General features: G+C 61.1%; 12 protein-coding genes and 1 pseudogene. 7 read left to right on the top strand and 6 right to left on the bottom strand.

The features are described from left to right. Positions 1-32 precede the first annotated feature (32 nt). Positions 33-4,019 (bottom strand): amino acid adenylation domain-containing protein, encoded by a 3,987-nt coding sequence (locus tag JQS30_RS13895; protein ID WP_213170841.1) that lies wholly within the window; start codon positions 4,017-4,019, stop codon positions 33-35. A 366-nt stretch (positions 4,020-4,385) separates the two neighbouring features. On the opposite strand from JQS30_RS13895, the gene JQS30_RS13890 reads away from it, so the two are divergent. From JQS30_RS13890 to recR, 4 genes are all read left to right on the top strand, one after another. Next, positions 4,386-7,415 (top strand): AfsR/SARP family transcriptional regulator, encoded by a 3,030-nt coding sequence (locus JQS30_RS13890; protein ID WP_213170840.1) that lies wholly within the window; start codon positions 4,386-4,388, stop codon positions 7,413-7,415. A 257-nt stretch (positions 7,416-7,672) separates the two neighbouring features. Further along, on the top strand, positions 7,673-9,640 hold the full coding sequence (locus JQS30_RS13885) for a DNA polymerase III subunit gamma and tau (RefSeq protein ID WP_213173092.1): 1,968 nt from the start codon (positions 7,673-7,675) through the stop codon (positions 9,638-9,640). Positions 9,641-9,748: 108 nt separating this feature from the next. Next, the gene (locus JQS30_RS13880; RefSeq protein ID WP_213170839.1) at positions 9,749-10,087 is read left to right on the top strand and encodes a YbaB/EbfC family nucleoid-associated protein; all 339 of its coding nucleotides are present in this window, start codon (positions 9,749-9,751) and stop codon (positions 10,085-10,087) included. A gap of 12 nt (positions 10,088-10,099) precedes the next feature. Continuing rightward, positions 10,100-10,696 (top strand): recombination mediator RecR, encoded by a 597-nt coding sequence (gene recR, locus JQS30_RS13875; protein ID WP_213170838.1) that lies wholly within the window; start codon positions 10,100-10,102, stop codon positions 10,694-10,696. 23 nt (positions 10,697-10,719) lie between these two features. Here the strand turns inward: recR and JQS30_RS13870 are convergent, their stop codons facing one another. After that, positions 10,720-11,727, bottom strand: a complete 1,008-nt coding sequence (locus tag JQS30_RS13870; RefSeq protein WP_213170837.1) for a WXG100 family type VII secretion target — start codon at positions 11,725-11,727, stop codon at positions 10,720-10,722. A 326-nt stretch (positions 11,728-12,053) separates the two neighbouring features. On the opposite strand from JQS30_RS13870, the pseudogene JQS30_RS13865 reads away from it, so the two are divergent. Then, positions 12,054-12,170: pseudogene (locus JQS30_RS13865) on the top strand (hypothetical protein); the annotation flags it as partial. 209 nt (positions 12,171-12,379) lie between these two features. On the opposite strand, the gene JQS30_RS13860 reads toward JQS30_RS13865, so the two are convergent. Further along, complete coding sequence (locus tag JQS30_RS13860) at positions 12,380-12,721, bottom strand: hypothetical protein (protein WP_213170835.1); 342 nt, start codon at positions 12,719-12,721, stop codon at positions 12,380-12,382. Positions 12,722-13,170: 449 nt separating this feature from the next. On the opposite strand from JQS30_RS13860, the gene JQS30_RS13855 reads away from it, so the two are divergent. Together JQS30_RS13855 and JQS30_RS13850 are read left to right on the top strand one after the other, a co-directional pair. Beyond that, positions 13,171-14,001 carry a Scr1 family TA system antitoxin-like transcriptional regulator gene (locus tag JQS30_RS13855; protein ID WP_213170834.1) on the top strand — a complete coding sequence of 277 codons (831 nt, stop codon included), beginning with the start codon at positions 13,171-13,173 and terminating at the stop codon, positions 13,999-14,001. Continuing rightward, on the top strand, positions 14,001-14,174 hold the full coding sequence (locus tag JQS30_RS13850) for a DUF397 domain-containing protein (RefSeq protein WP_213170833.1): 174 nt from the start codon (positions 14,001-14,003) through the stop codon (positions 14,172-14,174). The genes JQS30_RS13855 and JQS30_RS13850 overlap by 1 nt, the downstream gene beginning before the upstream one ends. A 74-nt stretch (positions 14,175-14,248) precedes the next feature. On the opposite strand, the gene leuA is transcribed toward JQS30_RS13850, so the two are convergent. From leuA to JQS30_RS13835, 3 genes are all read right to left on the bottom strand, one after another. Beyond that, positions 14,249-16,042: a 2-isopropylmalate synthase gene (gene leuA, locus JQS30_RS13845; protein ID WP_213170832.1), complete on the bottom strand. Its 1,794-nt coding sequence runs from the start codon at positions 16,040-16,042 to the stop codon at positions 14,249-14,251. A 294-nt stretch (positions 16,043-16,336) separates the two neighbouring features. Next, positions 16,337-16,909 carry a nitroreductase family protein gene (locus JQS30_RS13840; protein ID WP_213170831.1) on the bottom strand — a complete coding sequence of 191 codons (573 nt, stop codon included), beginning with the start codon at positions 16,907-16,909 and terminating at the stop codon, positions 16,337-16,339. Positions 16,910-16,970: 61 nt separating this feature from the next. Further along, positions 16,971-17,729: a hypothetical protein gene (locus JQS30_RS13835; protein ID WP_213170830.1), complete on the bottom strand. Its 759-nt coding sequence runs from the start codon at positions 17,727-17,729 to the stop codon at positions 16,971-16,973. Positions 17,730-17,759 lie beyond the last annotated feature (30 nt).

The following is a 17,759-nucleotide window of genomic DNA, read 5'->3' as shown; positions in this document are numbered from 1 at the left end:
GATGATGCCCTCCGAGCGAGGGTGGCCGTGTCTTAACCGCTTTGACTTTGGCCGATTGCCGCGATTAGTTGGTCGACACCGGCGGGCTTCAACACCTGATAGTGGTCGCTTTCCAGCTCGAACACCTGCGGCGGGGTTGCCGAGTAGCCAGTAGCGCCTTCGATAAAGGAGTAGTCGTCTCCCTGGGCCTTGAAGATCCGTACCGGGGCGTTGAGCGAGCGCTCGTTCAATTCCCGAAAGGAATACTCGAACTCAAATGTCTCGGCCACGATCGCCCGGATGCGGTGGATGAGGGCGAGGTCTAGTTCCGGCAGCAGCTCATGCACGAACTGGGCGAACGACTCCTCATCGTGGACCGACGAAATACAGCGTTCCACCTGAGGACCTGTTATGGCGCCGGTGAACACGGAGAGCAGGATCGTCACATAGGTGCGGTTGTCCCAACTGGACTCGCGCCGGGTTGGTGGTTCACCATCCCCAACGCGGGGGTTGCCAGGGCACAGCAGCAGTACTTCTTCGACATGCTCCCCGGCTTGTTCCAGTTGCCATGCGGCTTCGAACGCGACGCGGGCCCCGAACGAATAACCCCATAGCTTGTAGGGCCCTTCAGGTTGCACGCCTCGCAGTTCGGCGATGTCGGCCGCGGCCATCTGGCCGATGGTGGCGTAGGGCGTCTCGTTGGGATTGATTCCGTGCGCCGCGACACCAAAGAATGGGCCATTCCCATTCCAGCGCTGGGCAAGTGTCCGCAAGTTCATGGGGTAGCCGCCGAGACCGGGCCAGCAGAATACGGGGTTGCCCTCGTGGAGATCGTTGAGCCGTATCAGCCGGGACGAGGTTTGTGGACCTTCGGTATCGAGGTGGGCTGCCAGTTGACGCAGTTTAGGGCAGTCGAAGAGCACCTGCAATGGCAATGTGGTGTTTCGTTCGCGGTTGATCCGGTTGACCATGGACACCGCGATGAGTGAGTTGCCTCCGACGGTGAAGAAGTTGTCCTCGATCGACACCTCATCGTATTTGAGCGCTTCTGCCCAGATGCGGGCCAACCATTGCTCGGTCGGGGTCGATGGCTCCACATGCTCAGCTGCCTTGGGCTGCATTTTTGTGACGGTCTGGGTGAGCGCCTTGGCATCGACTTTTCCGTTGTCGGTTTGCGGTAGGGCGTCGAGCACCATGACTCGGTTGGGAATCATGTAGTCGGGCAGCGCGTTGGCCAGATCTTCCCGGATGACCTCGGCGGGTCCCTGCATGTGGACGGTGTCCTCCCGCATTCCCTCGGAGGCGATTTGCATTGCGGACACTTTGCCGCCCACGAAGAAGTATGACGCTCCACTGTCGATGTCGACTCGACCGAGGATGTCGTCGATGCGTTGTGAGGCAGGGAGTGGATTGCCGGTCTTGGAGCTGTAACCAGAGGACATAAAGCCCAGTGATAGGCCTGGTCGAGTGAGCCCGCGTCGTTGCAGGTGGTGCAGTTTCGTGCCGAGGCTGATGTATTCCAGCCACGGTTGAGGGGCGCGCGAGATCGCCGAGATGCCGAAGGCTGCCCGCTTCCACACTTGCTGGTTGATCGCGATGACGTGGCGGGCTTGGATGATCTCCTCGGTTAGGTATTGCAGTTGTCCAGCCACGTAACGGTAGTGGCCTGCTGGCAGGTCTGCGATGCGGCCGGGGTGCGATTGCACGAACACGTCGGTGAAGTCGTTGTGCGCGGCTCCATCGTTGGAATCGATGTCGAAGGTGCCTAGGTAGTAGTCTTCGGCGGCGACGTCGAGGACGTCTTTGACCTGGGGTTGAAACGACCCTGGGCGAATTGTCAAACCTAGTGGCGGCAGGATTTCCTCGAAGACGCCGACCATGTGTCCGGTCTCGAACTCCAGCACTTCCAGGATGTTGTTCTTATAGACCGGCTCGATGGCGCTCCTCTTGCCGATGAAGTGCACTGACAATCGTTTGTCGTTTCCTTTGCCGGTGCACCGGTCAACTGGAGCGATTTTTACAAAGGTGTGATCGGCCGGGTGATAGTAGTAGATGCCTGCCTGTAGTCCCGCAATGCCGTTGACCTCGACGTACATCTGTGTAGCGTATAGCGATCCGGGGGAGGCATAGGAGTATTTGGCCAGTAGCCGCTGTTCGGAGTGAAATTGGCCGAACCAGCGCCATATCTCACCACATTCGGCCAACGATAGGTCCGCTAGGTCTCGCGAGTATGGGTTGACTGGAGGCGGTTGCAGGAGGGCTTCGATATCGGCGCGGGTGACGTCGCCGCCTTCGTAGAAACGGTAGGTCTTGCGTCCGAATGCCGCGCTGCGCTGCTCAGGTGATTCCTCTTTGCCAGGTAGGGCTATAACGGGCTTGGTCGCCAAGGATGAGGCCTCACGCAGCCCCGGGTTCGACAGTTGTGCTTTGACCTGGAGCTTGTTTTCTTTTGATTGATGATGTGAGCCGTGGTTGCCCTGGTCCATGAGGGCCGCTTCGGCCGGGTTGAGTTCGATGCACGCGGTCAGGTTGTGGTGGCCTGTCCGAGGGTCGTCGGTGATGATGGCCGCGGCGCGGCGCACCCAGGTGTGTTCTTCGATGGCCAGGGAGATTTCGTCCAGTTCGACTCGGTAACCGCGTAGCTTGATCTGGTTGTCGCTACGTCCGACGAACTGGATGGTTCCATCGGGGTTCCAATAGGCCAGGTCATTGGTGCGGTAGAGGCGTTCGGAGGGGACGAACGGGGAGGGGACGAACTTCTCGCGAGTTTGTTGATCGCGATGTAGGTAGCCTCGCGCCAGCTGTGCGCCACCGATGTACAACTCGCCAGTTTCGCCCACGTCCACTGGGGCCATGTTGTGGTCCAGGATGTAGCACTGTGTGTTATCGACGGGAATCCCAATGGGGACTGATCCGGGGCCATCGAGTTCATCGAGGCTGTCGATGGCGTGGAAAGTGGAGTTAATGGTGCATTCGGTTGGCCCATACAAGTTAACCAGCGACACCCAGGGAAGCTCAGTCAAAATGGTGCGCGCGAGTTTCTTTGAGAGTGCCTCTCCGCCAGAGAATACGCGCGAGAGCGAGCCGCAGGAATGGAATTGACCAGTGTCGATAAGTGCCTGGAGTAGCGTAGGCACGCATTGAACAGTGGTGACCTCGTTTTTCACAATGGCGGAAATGATTGCTTCAGGATCGCGGTACATGCCGGGTGATCCCATGACCACCTGACTTCCCATAGCCGGGGAGAGAATCTCCCACTGAGCGGCATCGAAACTCATGGGAGTTTTTTGTAGCACTGTGGTGGATGAGCCTACATAGCCGCATGATTCCATCCAGCGCATTTGTGAGACGATGCTGCGGTTTTCGATACCGACACCTTTCGGTTTTCCAGTGCTCCCGGATGTATAGATCACATACGCCAGGTTGCGAGCGCGAGCGGTATCGAGACGGGAACGGCTAAGGCCATCGCGAGTCGCACCTGCCGATCCACGGGCCACTGTGGAAGGGGTTCGGTTCTTTGGGTGGGTGCTGCCTGCGGCTAGTTGGCGCATGACGGGGCTGTCGACCGACCCCGGCTTAAGTGGAATGTCCGCATTATCCAGTTCTTCTACTGTGGAGATATCAACAACAATGGTATCGTTTGGTATGAAATTGGATAGTTGCTCGCGCAAGTGGCTTTGCGTAAGGATGACCCGGGTTTTGCTGTCCTCAATCATGTAGCGCAGGCGCATCACCGGGTAGTCCGGGGACAGGGGTAGGTAGGCCGCCCCGGAAAAGAGAATCCCCCAGACGCCAGTCATGAGGTCGGTCGAAGGATCAGCGTAGATTCCAACGCAGTCGTCAGGTTTGACGCCGAGTCTTTTCAAGTGAGACGACAATTGCGAACAAGCCCGTTCGAGTTCAATATAAGTAAGCGATTTCTGGTCATCGGAAACCACTATTGATTCGCCTCGTAGTTGCACTTGTGCACGTAGGAGGTCTGGTAGGGCCGATCGCAGCTGAATCTGTGGGGTATTTTCTTTGGGGTGTGCGGTTCTCACGGTTGCTCCGCCGGGTAGAAATCTCTCGCGACCACATCAAGGCAATCCCAACAAATCAATGTTGCGTACGTCACTTTATTTGAATTTCTGAGTAAGACTATTACCGGTCGGTACGTCGGGTGGAGAATGTGCTGGGAAGAGAGCCCGCTTGAAAAGGGACATGAATTTCCATATAATCAATGCGTCCAAAGCGGCATCAAATGGCTTCAGACGGGCTCTCGGTCGCATTTACCTGTCAAACCGAGAATCCATCGAGGACTTCCCACGCCGTTCCCGGATCGGTTCCGCATCAGCGAATGCGCTTGCACTCACAAGGTGAACCTCATTGAGACCGTGCTCCGTGCTCATCCCGCACAAGGAAACTCTATGAAAATGAACAATTCAGGCGCGCATTCCCTCAGATTCAACATCCTGGGCCCCATTGAGGCTTGGAATGGCTCACACCCGCTGCGGCTGGGGGGAACAATTCAGGAACGGGTCCTGACCATGCTGCTGCTGGAGCCCGGAAAGATCATCCCGGTCTCGCGGCTGGTCGAGGCGGCCTGGGACAACGAACCTCCCTCCTCGGCTGGCCACCAAGTACGCAAAGCGATCTCGGACCTGCGCCAACGCATCCCCAAGCAAGGCGAAGTCATCTATACGGCCGGTCCCGGCTACCGCATTCGCATCGACGACGACGAATTGGATCTGGCCGAATTTCGCAACTGGCTACGTTCATCCCGGCGCGCCAGCGACGAAGGGGACATCGGCCGCGCCGCCGAACTGCTGCAACAGGGGCTAAACCTATGGCGCGGGCCGATACTGGCCCACCAAGGCGGCAAGGTGATCACCGCCGCCGCGATCGCCTGGGACGAGAGACATCTGGCCGCGAAGGAACAACTTTTCGATCTGCGCCTCCAGCTTGGCGAGGGAAGCGAGATCATCAGTGACCTGCGCGAAGAAATCACCGCGCATCCGCTGCGGGAGAACCTGCGCGCCCATTTGATGGTCGCGCTGTACCGCTGTGGACGCCAAGCCGAAGCACTCGATGAATTCCGGGACGTACGGGAGCTGTTGGCCGAACAACTGGGAATCGACCCCTCTGTGCGACTGAAGAAGCTGCACGAGGACATCCTGCGAGAAAGTCCCACGTTGAGTGCCCCGTCGGCAACCACGTCGGTCGGGGGAAGCTCGCGGCAAAGTGAGCTAACCTCTCCGACGCCCATCCGCACCTCCCTGCCGTACTCGTTGGCCGACTTCACCGGCCGTAGCGAGGAGTTGGACCGCATCCGCCAACTGGCACAAAAGCCCAACTGTGGCACCCGCATCGTCGCCATCGATGGCATGGGCGGCAGCGGAAAGACCTCCTTGGCGGTTCACGCCGCCCATCAGTTGGCCAAGCACTACCCCGATGGCCAGGTCTACATAGACTTGCAAGGCTTCACGCCCGATAAAGACGCCCTGTCTGCCGAGGCCGCCCTAGACCGCCTCTTGCGCGACATCGGACTTGACAGTGTGCAAATCCCCAACGGCCTCGAAGCTAAAGCTGGCACGTGGCGTGCCGCCCTGGCAGGTCGCAAGATTCTCATCTTGTTGGACAACGCCGCGAACTCGGCGCAAGTGCAGCCACTGTTGCCCGGCTCGACCGAATGCCTGGTCCTCGTCACCAGCCGAATGCGGCTGATCGACATTGATGGGGCGAGTTGGGTTTCGCTGGGGGCCATGAGCACTGAGGAAAGCCGTACCCTCCTTATCCGCGTTCTAGGACAAGAACGAGTTGCGGCCGAGCCCATTGCCGCCGCGGAACTGGCCGACTTGTGCGTACGTTTGCCCTTGGCTTTGCGTCTGGCCACCGCCCGTCTGCGCAACCGTCCCCGCTGGAGCCTCGAATACCTGGTCGATCGGCTCCGCAACGACGAACGCCGCATCGCCGAACTTTCCTCCGAGATGCGCTCCGTCACCAACACCATCGACATGTCCTACCAGGTGCTTTCCTCGTCCCAGCGGGAAGCCTTCCAGCTTTTGTCCTTGCACCCCAGCAACGACATCGACCTGGCCTCGGCCGCAGCGTTGCTGGGCACAGATGCCCACGCGGCCGAAGAGCTGCTTGAACATCTACTTGACATGCAGTTGCTGCAACAACACAAGGCCGGCACCTACTCTTTTCACGACCTAGTGCGCTGCTTTGCCCACGAGGTGCGCCGCGGACATGACCCGTTGCGTCTGCGTGAGGGCATCGTGCGGTTGTTGGACTACTATGTGGCCGCCTCGGACAACGTCAGCCGGGTCATGTTCCCCGGTCGCCGTTCCTTTGGCCACCCGCTGAATCTGCCCGAAGTGGTGTTGCCGGAGGTCTCGGACAACTGTTCGGCGCTGGCGTGGTTGGGTGACCATCATCAGTCGGTCATTGGCGCGATCTTCCTGGCCGATCGGGAGGGGCTGGCCTGGCATGCGATGTTGTTGTCGCGCAATATCCTCTGCTATCTGACGACGCGCGGTTTCCATCGGCAGTTTCTGGAGATTGGCGAGTATGCGGTGGATTCCGCCCGCCGCATCGGCCAGGTCGACTACCTGGGCGCCAACCTGTCCAACCTCGGTATTGCCTATTGGAAGGTCGGACAATTCGACCGGGGAATTCAGGTGTGCTCTGAGAGCCTTGAGATCAGTCGCGCCCAAGACGACCGGTTGTCCGAAGCTCATGTCACCGGTGTCTTTGGTTTGCTGACAGCGCACGCGGGACGCTACGACCTCGCCCGGCCTTACCTGATGAGGTCGATTGAGCTCAAACGCGAGTTCGCCATGGTTCAAGCCGAGGCAAAGTCGCTGGCGGATATGGCCATGCTCGACATTCACGTGGGACGCCTCGAGGAGGCGATTGTCTGGGCGACTGAGTCTCTTGAGCGACACCGACGAGGGGGCACCATGCCGGTTGACGCCCTTGTCTATCTGGCTAATGCGCACTTTTGCCTGAACAACCTGGATCAAGCCAAGCAGGCGATCGAGCAAGCGCTTACCTTGTGCGACACCGAACAGCCCACCGAGATGACGTCGCTGGCTTTGGCCTATGCCGCCGCGATCTGGGATCAGGTGGGGGAGGCGGACCGCTCTGAGAGCTACGCTAGGCGCGCCTTGCATTTGGCCAATGCGAATAACTCTGCGATCTGGCAGGTGTCGGTGTGGAACGTGCTGGCGTTTCGGCAACTGCGGCTAGGTGCGCCCCACGAGGCACGCGCGCTGTTCGAGAAGGCGTTGCAATTGGCCTCCCAGATCACGTTTCGGTTCGAAGAGGTCCGCGCGCATCGGGGTCTGTCGCTGGCTGCCGCGCAGCTGGGTCTCCCAGAGGTGGCGGTGCGTCACCAGCGGCACGCAGATCAGCTGTGGGAGCATTTGCCACATGAAGCACGCTCATGCGTGTGATGTCGCCGAGTCCGGTTGTGAAATACCGCAGGCGACCGGTGCGTGGGTGAGGATGGGAAGCTGGCCGCGTTTCCTCCCCGATTGGCATAGTCGCGCAGCGTTTGCCGTCGAAATGGAATCATCTGCACGCCAGGTCGCCAATATGCGTAAAGAAGTCGCGTCTCACCCGCGCCAGGGTTGACGCACCGCTGTCACTCTCGGCCCGTATCGTAGCTGGTGGGCCATAAATTTCGTCGATAGTGGGAAAGGCAGGAGCCTTGGCGCTAGCTCTCTATCGTAAGTACCGGCCGCAGACGTTCGCCGACGTCGTGGGCCAAGAACACGTCACCGCACCGTTGATCCAGGCGATTCGCAACGAGCGCCTCAACCACGCATACCTATTTTCCGGTCCGCGTGGTTGCGGTAAGACATCCTCGGCCCGCATCCTGGCTCGCTCGCTTAACTGTGCCCAGGGGCCGACGCCCGAGCCGTGCGGCGAGTGCGGCCCGTGTGAGGCCCTCTCGGCCACCGGCCACGGCTCGGTCGACGTCATTGAGATCGACGCCGCCTCCCACGGTGGGGTTGACGACGCCCGTGAACTGCGCGAACGGGCTGTTTTCGCGCCAGTGGAGTCACGTTTCAAGATCTATATCATCGACGAGGCCCACATGGTCTCCTCGGCGGGTTTCAACGCTTTGCTCAAGCTGGTCGAAGAACCGCCGGAGTATGTGAAGTTCATCTTCGCCACCACCGAGCCCGAAAAAGTCCTGCCCACGATCCGCTCGCGCACCCACCACTACCCGTTCCGGCTCGTGCCTCCGCAGCCGATGCGCCAACTGTGCGAAAAGTTGTGCGACAAAGAGGGCGTCACCGTCGCCGCTGAAGTATTCCCGCTGGTGGTCCGGGCGGGAGACGGTTCCATCCGTGACACATTGTCGGTGCTCGACCAGCTCATTGCCGGTTCCGGCGACGAGGGAGTGACCTACGAGCAAGCGGTGGGCCTCCTTGGCGTGACCGACGCGAACCTGCTTGACGAAATGTGTGAGTCCTTCGCCGCCGCCGATGGCGCAGGGGTACTCACCACGATCGATCGCGTGATCGAGGCTGGCCATGACCCGCGCCGTTTCACCGCCGACCTGCTGGAACGTCTGCGCGACTTGGTGATCCTCAACCAGGTTCCCGACGCGGGAACCTCCGGGCTCATCGATGTCCCGGCCGAACAACTTTCGAAGATGACCAGCCAAGCCACCCGTATGGGCACCTCCACCCTGACCCGCATGGCCGAGGTCATTGGCACCGGATTGGATAAGATGCGCGGTGCCACCGCGCCACGACTACTGCTCGAGGTGGCGTGCGTGCGGGCGATCCTGCCCGGCAGCGAAGAAAGCCTGCCCGGGCTGTTGCAGCGGCTGGACCGGCTGGAAAGCGGAGCCGTCAGCTTTGCTTCGCCCGCAGCCTCATCACCCGCGCCCACCCCGACGCCTGCGGTAAAGCCGACCAGCGCGCCCGCCGCAGCGACGGAGCAACCCAAGGCCCAGCCTGCGGCCGCATCGGTGCCGCCTGCTGCGACCCCGCCAGTGGCCACGGCCCCGTCCAGTCCGTCAGAAAGTCCAGCTAGCGCCGCCCCTAGCCCGGCCGCTGCCTCCGCCCCAGCGCCGGCGGTGTCGGGGCAATCGGAAGGGATGGACGCGGCTGGCATCCGCCGTTCATGGGACCGCATCATGCAAGCGGTCAAAGGGCGCAAACGGTCGGTTGCGGCCCTCTTGGTCGAGGGCACTGTGATTGACGCGGCCCCCGGCCGGGTCACCCTGGCATTCAAACACGCCTTCCACGCGACCGCGATCCAGCAAAAAGGCGCGATGAAGGTCGTCGAGGACGCGCTGGCCGAGGTATTGGGCGGCAACTGGAAAATCGAATGCGATGTCGCTGAAGCGGCGGCTGCTCGCAAGCGGCCCGCCCCCACCTCCAACCCGGCCCCGCCTGCCCCCGCTCAGCCGACCGGCCCGCCCGCCGCGCCCACTCACACCTCCCCGCCCCCGGCCGAGGCCGACTATGACCCTTGGGAGGGCACGTCAGCCGCCCCACCCGGGGCCCCGCAAGCGCAGGGTTCACCCTCGGGAGGTGACGTGCCGCCGCCGGAGGACGAGCCTTCCCCTGCGGACGCCTATCTGCCAGGAAAAGTAGGCACGAGTCATGACCAGGCGGTGCAGATGTTGCGAAACGCCTTCGGGGCGCGACCGATGTAGGCTGGCCCCTCGGCGCTTCGGACGTCGGCGCCACTCGTGCGCGAACACATCCGAAGCTGCTTCGTGATTCCATTGGTACTAAGTGCAAAAGTGATCGAGGAGCGAGAAATGTTTCCAGGCGGCGACATGCAGAGCCTGCTTAAGCAAGCCCAGAAGATGCAAGAGGACTATGTGCAGGCTCAGCAGGAGCTAAACGAGTCAGAGGTGACGGCTTCGGCCGGGGGCGGCCTGGTCAGTGCCACCGTCTCGGGTGCGGGCGAGCTTCTCGGCGTCAAGATCGATCCGAAGGCAGTGGACCCCGACGATGTCGAGGCCCTCGAAGACTTGGTCCTAGCGGCCGTGCAGGCGGCGAACAACGAGGCGAAGAAGGTGGCCGAGGAGAAACTTGGCCCCATTTCGGAGGCGTTGGGCGGCATGGGCGGCGGCATGGGCCTGCCGGGAATGTAGTGAGGAACAGACATGTATGACGGGGCGCTGGGCGATCTCATCGAAGAGCTGGGGCAACTGCCTGGCATCGGGCCGAAAAGTGCCCAGCGGCTCGCCTTTCATTTGCTCGCGGCCGACAAGCCCGAGGTGGAGAGACTGATTGAGGCGCTTCGTAGCGTCCAAGAGCAGGTACGTTTTTGCGATAACTGCGGCAACGTGGCCCAGACGGACACCTGTCGGCTCTGCCAGGACCCGCGTCGGTCCGAAGAACAAATATGTGTGGTTGAGGAACCCAAGGATGTCCTCGCCATCGAGCGCACGGGCGAATACAGAGGCCGCTACCACGTGCTTGGTGGAGCCATTAACCCACTTGAAGGTGTCGGGCCGGATGACCTGCGGATACGGCAGCTGATGACCCGGTTGCAAAAGGGCGAGACGAAAGAGATCATCCTCGCCACCGACCCCAATACCGAGGGCGAGGCCACGGCCACCTACTTGTCGATGATGCTGCGGCCAATGGGTCTGACGGTGTCGCGTCTGGCTAGCGGACTACCGGTGGGCGGCGACCTGGAGTACGCCGATGAGGTCACCCTCGGACGTGCCTTCTCTGGCCGCCGCACCATGGATTAACCACGCTGACTCCGGACCTGTGGTCAGCCGCGCGGGCTGGTGAGATCCAGGTCCGTTCCATACGGGTTGTGGCCGTCGTTTTCGACGATCTCGGCGATGATCGGCGCTAGCTCCTCGACGCTCTTTCCCTGGTGTTCCAAACCGATGGCGGCACCGGCCTTGTTGTTAACCAGGTCAGAGTAGGAGTCGTGGGTGCCCCACTCCTCGCCTGGAGTGTCGCCGTCCATTTCGTGGGCGACGCCGAGCTCGATCGATGTCGACTCGTCGATCCCGTCCGCCGTCATCGCGGCGTAGAGCAAGGCGTGTCGGAACGCGTTCGACTTCCCCGTGTGGTCCGGATGCGCGGTTCCGTCCTCCAGCTGCCAGCCTTGCCCGTTTTCGCCGACCCACTCTGCGGCGACCTCTTGCACGGCGGGCTCGATGGATATAAACATCTTGGCGGCGGCGATGGGATTAAGTGCTGCCCACTCGGCCCGGTAACGCCGACCGTCGGGGACCGGCTCGGCCACAACGCTTCCGAAACCGTTGGCGAGGCGCTCTCCTTCGTGCACCGCCGGGTGGTCGATGAGATGCTGCGGCGTATCGCCTGACACTCCGGGCACTTCACCGCTGCTGCCGGTCTGCCGCTCGTCGTTCCAGGCCGGTACTGCTGCCTCGTTGGTGGCGTTGGCGCCGATGCCGTCGGAAACGCCACTAACGCTCACGGTTGCTCCTCGGAGGGAGTCCAGCAAAGACGGTTGGCCGTTGATGTTGTTCGCGTTGGCCGCGTCGGTGGCGGCGTATTCGTCCCGCGTAGTTTGTAGGGCCTTCCCGATCAGGTTGAGTCGTTCGCTGACCGTGCTCATTTCTTGCGCCAGTACTTGGCGACAATGTTTCAACTCGTTGGCCGCGTCCCCCTCGAAGGCGTCTTCGAGAGAGGCCAACATGGCGTCGATGCTGGATGTGTCCCGGCGCAATGTCTGGTGGGCGGCGAGGGTTCGGTGGGAGGCCTGTTGCAGAACAGCGAGGTCGGTATCAACTAGGTTGACCATGATGGAACTTCCTGGGAGGTGGGGCGATTGCCTAGGATATCCACTGTGTACCAGAGGACGGAGGTATCTGTCGATACCTTCCCCGTCATATGTCTTAAGAGCTCCTATCAGGTTTGTTTCCGTGGCGAGGATGGTGTGCTGTCAGTGCGTGGGGAGGCGGAGGTTGTTGTTCATACCCAGCGGGTATGGGCAAGGGCCGACAACGCGGCCAGGCGCGACAGCACGCCACCGCAGTAGGAAGAGAAACCTGATAGGAGCTCTAAGGTAATGGCCCCGTGCGTGCCTGTGGCGCAAGCTAGTCGATGATGGTGCGGCTGACGGGACTGACGGCATCGCGCCTGGCCAGCGGCCCGCCGGTGGGTAGCCACTTGGAGTACGCCGACGAGGTCACCCTGGGGCGGGCCCGCTGGGGCCGCCGCACGCCGTGCGCGGCCATCTTGTAGCCACAGCGCCAGCTGGCCCCTTCGCATGCCAGAAGCATCTCAGGCCTGTCGGATGATGTCTGCTCGTGCCTTTTTCACTTGTTGAGAGAGCATCCGCCCTATGCCGCACCAGCGGATGGACCAACTGCTGCGGCAACGGAGGCAGTCTGTGAGGTGACCGATGAGGTCGCTTTCGTGTTTCTGAAGGCTGGTGGCGAGCGGCCGGTACGTCATGATGGCTGACCCACCTTCCCCAGTTCTTGAACCTGGCTCCACAAGTTGATGGCGAACGACCGCAGGAACTTGCGGGTCGCCTCGGAGCCGTATTCAATGCTGAACTCGGGAACGATCCGCATGAGAGGGCGAGACGTGCCAGCTCTAGTTAGCGTCCCGATCGTCACAGTGAACTCGTCGGCGGTCGTGATCGTCACGCGCACAGTGGATTCGGATGGGTTAGTGGTGAATCGCACGGGCCGGTCAATGACGGTGTATTCGCTAAAGTAGCCCTTTGCGCTGACCTTGATTGGTTGCTGCTCTTGAGGTGGTTGAGCCCGTAGAGTGAGTCCTGCCATGGGAATTGCTCCAAGCGTTCTGGTGGTTTGTGGAGAGGTAGCCGGTCCCGGCAATTGCGAGTCGACGGACCGGCTACCTCTTTTTGCTGGCTGGTTCCCAACTGGACAGCCGCATCGCGGTAGCTGCCCCACCCTTTTGAGAGTTGCTACCGGTCAGCGCCATGCGGCCATCGAGAGCCTGACGCAAAGCCAGCATTCGCGCCCGGCACGTCACAAGTCATTGCCAGCCTGCGTTTCTGTGGAGGAAACCAGTCGGCCAGTTGCCTAGACGTGAGCCCATGCCGTCCAGCACAGGCACGAGGGCCCGTCCGTCGCACGAACTCGGACGTAACCCGACGATAGGTGTACTGCCGCGCAAAAGTGAAGCCGAAACGCTACAGTCGTTCTGACTACAGTCGGAACGACCGGAGTGAAAACGACTAGGAGTGGTGGTATGGCATACTTTCCGCATGTCTGCGCTTCCACGACCCTCTCTGGCAAGGCGTGCATTGGGCGCGAAGCTTCGAAAACTTCGCATTGACCGTGGTGAAACGTGCGCCCAGGTTGCCGAAGCTATTGGGTACAAGTACAAGGCGATTGAGCGTATTGAGAAGGGCCAACAAGGTACGAAGTTTTTGCAGCTCGATGGCCTCTGTGCCCACTTCGCAGTAACTGACGAGGTGCGCGCTCAATTGCACTCTCTACGAATTCGGGGCAACGAACGCGGTTGGTGGGAGGGCTACCTCATCTCAGGCGGCCAAGAGGTCAGCGTGCCTAGCCTGCAAGTCTTCCTAGAGGCAGAACAGGACACAGTACACCTGCGTTCGCTGGAGATTGAGCTGATCCCAGGACTGCTGCAAACGCCCGCCTATGTCCGTGCCTTGCAGGAAGCGGAATTGCCAGCTCCGGAGGAGGTCCGAAAGCTTGTCCGGGATCTTCGTCGGCTACGCCGAGAGACTTACTTTGCCAGGTCTGAAGCCCCGAAGACCGAGTTCATACTAGGGTCGAAGGCGATTGAGTTGCTCGATGACCTAGACCCACCGGAGCGTGACGAGCAGATCGCAAGCCTAAAGAGTGCCCAGGCGAGGCCCAACGTCGACATCTATGTGATCAGTAGAAAGCACGCGGCAATGGCCGGTGGCTTCTGTCTGTTCACTCTGCCAGATGGACTTCCGCCGATTGTCAGTATTGATGCTCTGGACGGCTGCCGCTATGTCGAAGGCGCTGAAGCGGTGTATCGCTATGAGTGGGCATTTGAGAACGTTAAGGACCGGGCAGTGCCCTTGCTGGAATATCTGTGATGACAACTCAGGGATCAATTGCCAGCCGCAGCGGCAATCAAGGTCAGTGTGTTGAAGCCCGGATCAACGACGGCGTTTTCCAGGTGCGCGACTCGAAGCTTGCTGACGGATCACCGCTGCTGACCATGACCGGGAGTGACCTCCGAGCCCTCATCAGGACTTCAGCGGCCTAGCGCATCATTGATCCTAGACATGAAGAGGGGGAGGCATCGAATGATGCCTCCCCCTCTTAGACGCTGTCGGGTTGTCAGGCCCGGTTGAGGGCGCTGGCCACCGCTCGCATCGTGGCTCGCACGATGTCGGGGTGTACCCCTGCGCCCCAGACGGTCTGGCCGTCAATGGCGCATTCCACGTAGGCCGCGGCCTGGGCGGTGTGCCCGGCCGACAGGGCGTGCTCGGTGTAGTCGCGTACGTCGATATTGATGCCGATGCCGGTCAAGGCGTCGACGAAAGCCGAGAGTGGCCCATTGCCGGAGCCGCTAATTTTTTGCTCCTTGCCGTTCACGGTCACGTCCACGTCGACCACGACTGTGCCGTCCCGGTTGGATGAAGCTGACTGGGCTCCGATCACGAGACGCTGTTGACGCTGGTAATCGGGGTGATACTCGGTGCGGAAGATGTCGTGAATCGCTTCGGCCGAAACCTCTGTGCCCACAGCATCGGTGTGTTGTTGAATGACGTGGCTGAATTCCAGCTGCATTCGGCGTGGCAAGTCGAAGCCGTATTCGGTCTTCAAGACATATGCCACGCCACCCTTTCCGGATTGAGAGTTCACGCGGATGACCGCCTCGTAGGAGCGGCCCAGGTCGCGTGGGTCCACCGGCAGATACGGCACGGCCCACGTTGTGTCGTCCACGGGCTGGCCCGCGTCGGCGGCCTTGCGTTCCAGGTGCTCCAGGCCCTTCTTGATCGCATCCTGGTGCGATCCGGAGAACGCCGTGTACACCAGGTCTCCCGCGTAGGGGTGCCGCTCGTGTACTGGCAGTTGGTTGCAGTGTTCGACGGTGCGTTTGATCTCGTCGATGTCGGAGAAGTCGATGCCTGGATCGATGCCCTGGCTAAAGAGGTTCAGTCCCAGCGTGACCAGGCAGACATTACCGGTGCGTTCCCCGTTGCCGAACAGGCAGCCTTCGACTCGGTCGGCTCCCGCTTGCACGGCGAGTTCAGTGGCGGCCACGGCGCACCCGCGGTCGTTGTGCGGGTGCACACTCAGCACGAGCGATTCGCGGTTGGGCAGGTGCCGGTGCATCCATTCGATGGAGTCGGCGTAAACATTCGGTCCGGCCATTTCGACGGTGGCCGGTAGATTGATGATCAGCGGCCATTCGGGTGTGGGTTTGATGACCTCGGCTACCGCCGAGCACACTTCGAGCGCGTATTCCAGCTCGGTGCCCGAGTACGACTCGGGGGAGTACTCGTAGCGGATCGCGGTCTCGGGTGTGAGGTCAGCGGCGTATTTCAGGCACAACCGGGCCCCTTGCGTGGCGATGTCGGTGATGCCGTCCTTGTCCAGTCCAAAGACGACCTCACGCTGCAAAGTGGAGGTCGAATTGTAGAAGTGAACGATGGCCTGTTTGGCTCCACGTAGAGACTGGAATGTTCTCTCAATCAAGTGTTCGCGGCACTGCACGAGTACCTGAATGGAGACGTCATCGGGGATGAGGTCTTCTTCGATCAGGGAGCGTACGAAGTCGTAATCGGTTTGACTTGCGGCGGGAAAACCGACCTCAATTTCCTTGTACCCCATGTCGACCAGCAGTTGAAACATTCGCTTCTTGCGCTCGGTGGTCATGGGGTCGATGAGCGCCTGATTGCCGTCGCGCAGGTCGACCGCGCACCATGCCGGAGCGGTCTCGATATAGCGATCAGGCCACTGCCGGTCAGGCAGATTTACGCGAAACTGCTGATGGTAAGGCTGGTAGCGGCGCGCTTTGCGCGCGAAATCAGATGGGTTCTCACAGGTGGAACCGGAGTTGGATTGAGATGATGTCGCGGATTGCGAAGTGCTTCCAACTGGGGCGGCGTGTTCGTTGACAGCCATGCTGCTCCTCATGTCATTCGCCGGTGGATTTCTACTTCAGCCGGCGCAACACGAAACCCCGCAGCGGGGAGCCGACTAATTGGCCCCGCAGCGGCAGGGAAGCATAATGCTGAAGAATCGCATACTGGAAAAGACAATACAGCGTGTTATGGGGAATGAAAAGGGGCCTCGCCGCTTTTCACGATGTGAGATAAAACGAGCTATTCTCTTAAACAATTCGTCCCATGTATGAATGGATTCATAGCATGGGACGAACACATGATTTCGAGTCAGAAATGGTATCCGACGTGGACGTTAGTTCAGGATGATGTCCTCGATCGCCAAGCGCTCGCGGGGCGAGAAGTCCGGGCCGCGCACGGCCTCGTCCAACTGGTTCGGGTCGCCGGGCACCCCGATGGCGATCGCAGCCGTCGGAGCCAGATTGTCGTCCAGCTGGAACTCCGAGGACACCGCCTCAGGGTCGAAACCCGCCATCTGTCGCAGGGTCAGGCCTTCGGCTGCGGCCTGGAACGTCAGGTGCGCGACCGACTGGCCCAGGTCATAGGCCCCCCACGGCATGTCGCCCTTGGCGTTGGTCTTGGCGCGCACCGCGATCATCAGCGCCGAGGCATGTTGCGCCCACGCCGCGTTACCCGGGTCGAGGCAATCCAAGACGCGCTTAAAGTCCGGGGTGTCGCGATGAGCCAGGAGGAACCGCCACGGCTGCGTGTTCGAGCAGGAAGGCGACCAGCGGGCCGCCTCCAGCAACGCGGTGGTTTGCTGTTCGGTGAGGCTCACGTCGCGCTGGAAGGCGCGCGTGGAGTGTCGAGAAGCCAACAACGGGTGAATGGGCACCGCTGTGGAGGCGTGTCTGTCGATGGAACTCATCAATCCAGGATGCCATGAAACACGCCGCTCGTCGTCATGAGAACGCACAGGTAGTGGTACCTTACTCATTTTCCGCGCCGCTACTGTCCCGTTCGCCACTTTCGTCGTCTTCTTCCTCCTCCTCGTCGGCCTCTGGCTCTGGAGCCGAACGGCCCAGCGCCTCACCCTCGACAATCTCTCCGGGCAAACGCACCGACCCCACCGCAGCGCGCGGCTCCTCGGCCAACGTCAACGTTCCCACCTGGGCATTCGACACCGACGCCACCTCACCGGAGGGCGACAGGCACCAGCGACCCGGAGGAATCGGCGGTTCCACCACCACCGTGTTCGGGGTGAGCCGGAAACACTGCGCCTCCTGCGCGGCCTCCACCTCGTCATCGGTGTAGGAGACCGCAAAAGGCGTCTGCCGGTCGAGCAAGACCGGCAGCCACTCGGTAAACGGGCGTTGTACCAGCGGATCGAATCGGCGCGGAATCTCTCCAGTGATACCCGCCAGGCGCACACACTCATCCTGCGCACACTGGAAAAACCCCTCGGCGGTCCACGCCACCGTCACGTCAACCTCGCCCCCATGCGCCCACCCCTGAACGTCGACCCGCCAGGTCCGGTCCATGGCGCGCCACACTGTCACCTCGCCCCCCTCTGACCACTCATAGGTCGCCGTGAATGAAGCGTCCATCGCCGAGGCCGCGAAGCCAGTCAACGCCTGAGCGGCGCTAACTGGGCGCGGAGAACGCTCCTCAGCCGGGGTAGGGTGAGATGTCCCACAGGCCGCGAGAGTCGCCAAAATAGCGACGGGAATCCAAATTCGCAGGTGCATCGGCATATTGTGCGTCTCAAAGACGCCTCC

The sequence above is a fragment of the Natronoglycomyces albus genome (genome assembly GCF_016925535.1).
GTDB lineage: Bacteria > Actinomycetota > Actinomycetes > Mycobacteriales > Micromonosporaceae > Natronoglycomyces > Natronoglycomyces albus.
Note: the sequence above shows the minus strand (reverse complement) of the source record. Positions and strands in the feature narration are given on the sequence as shown.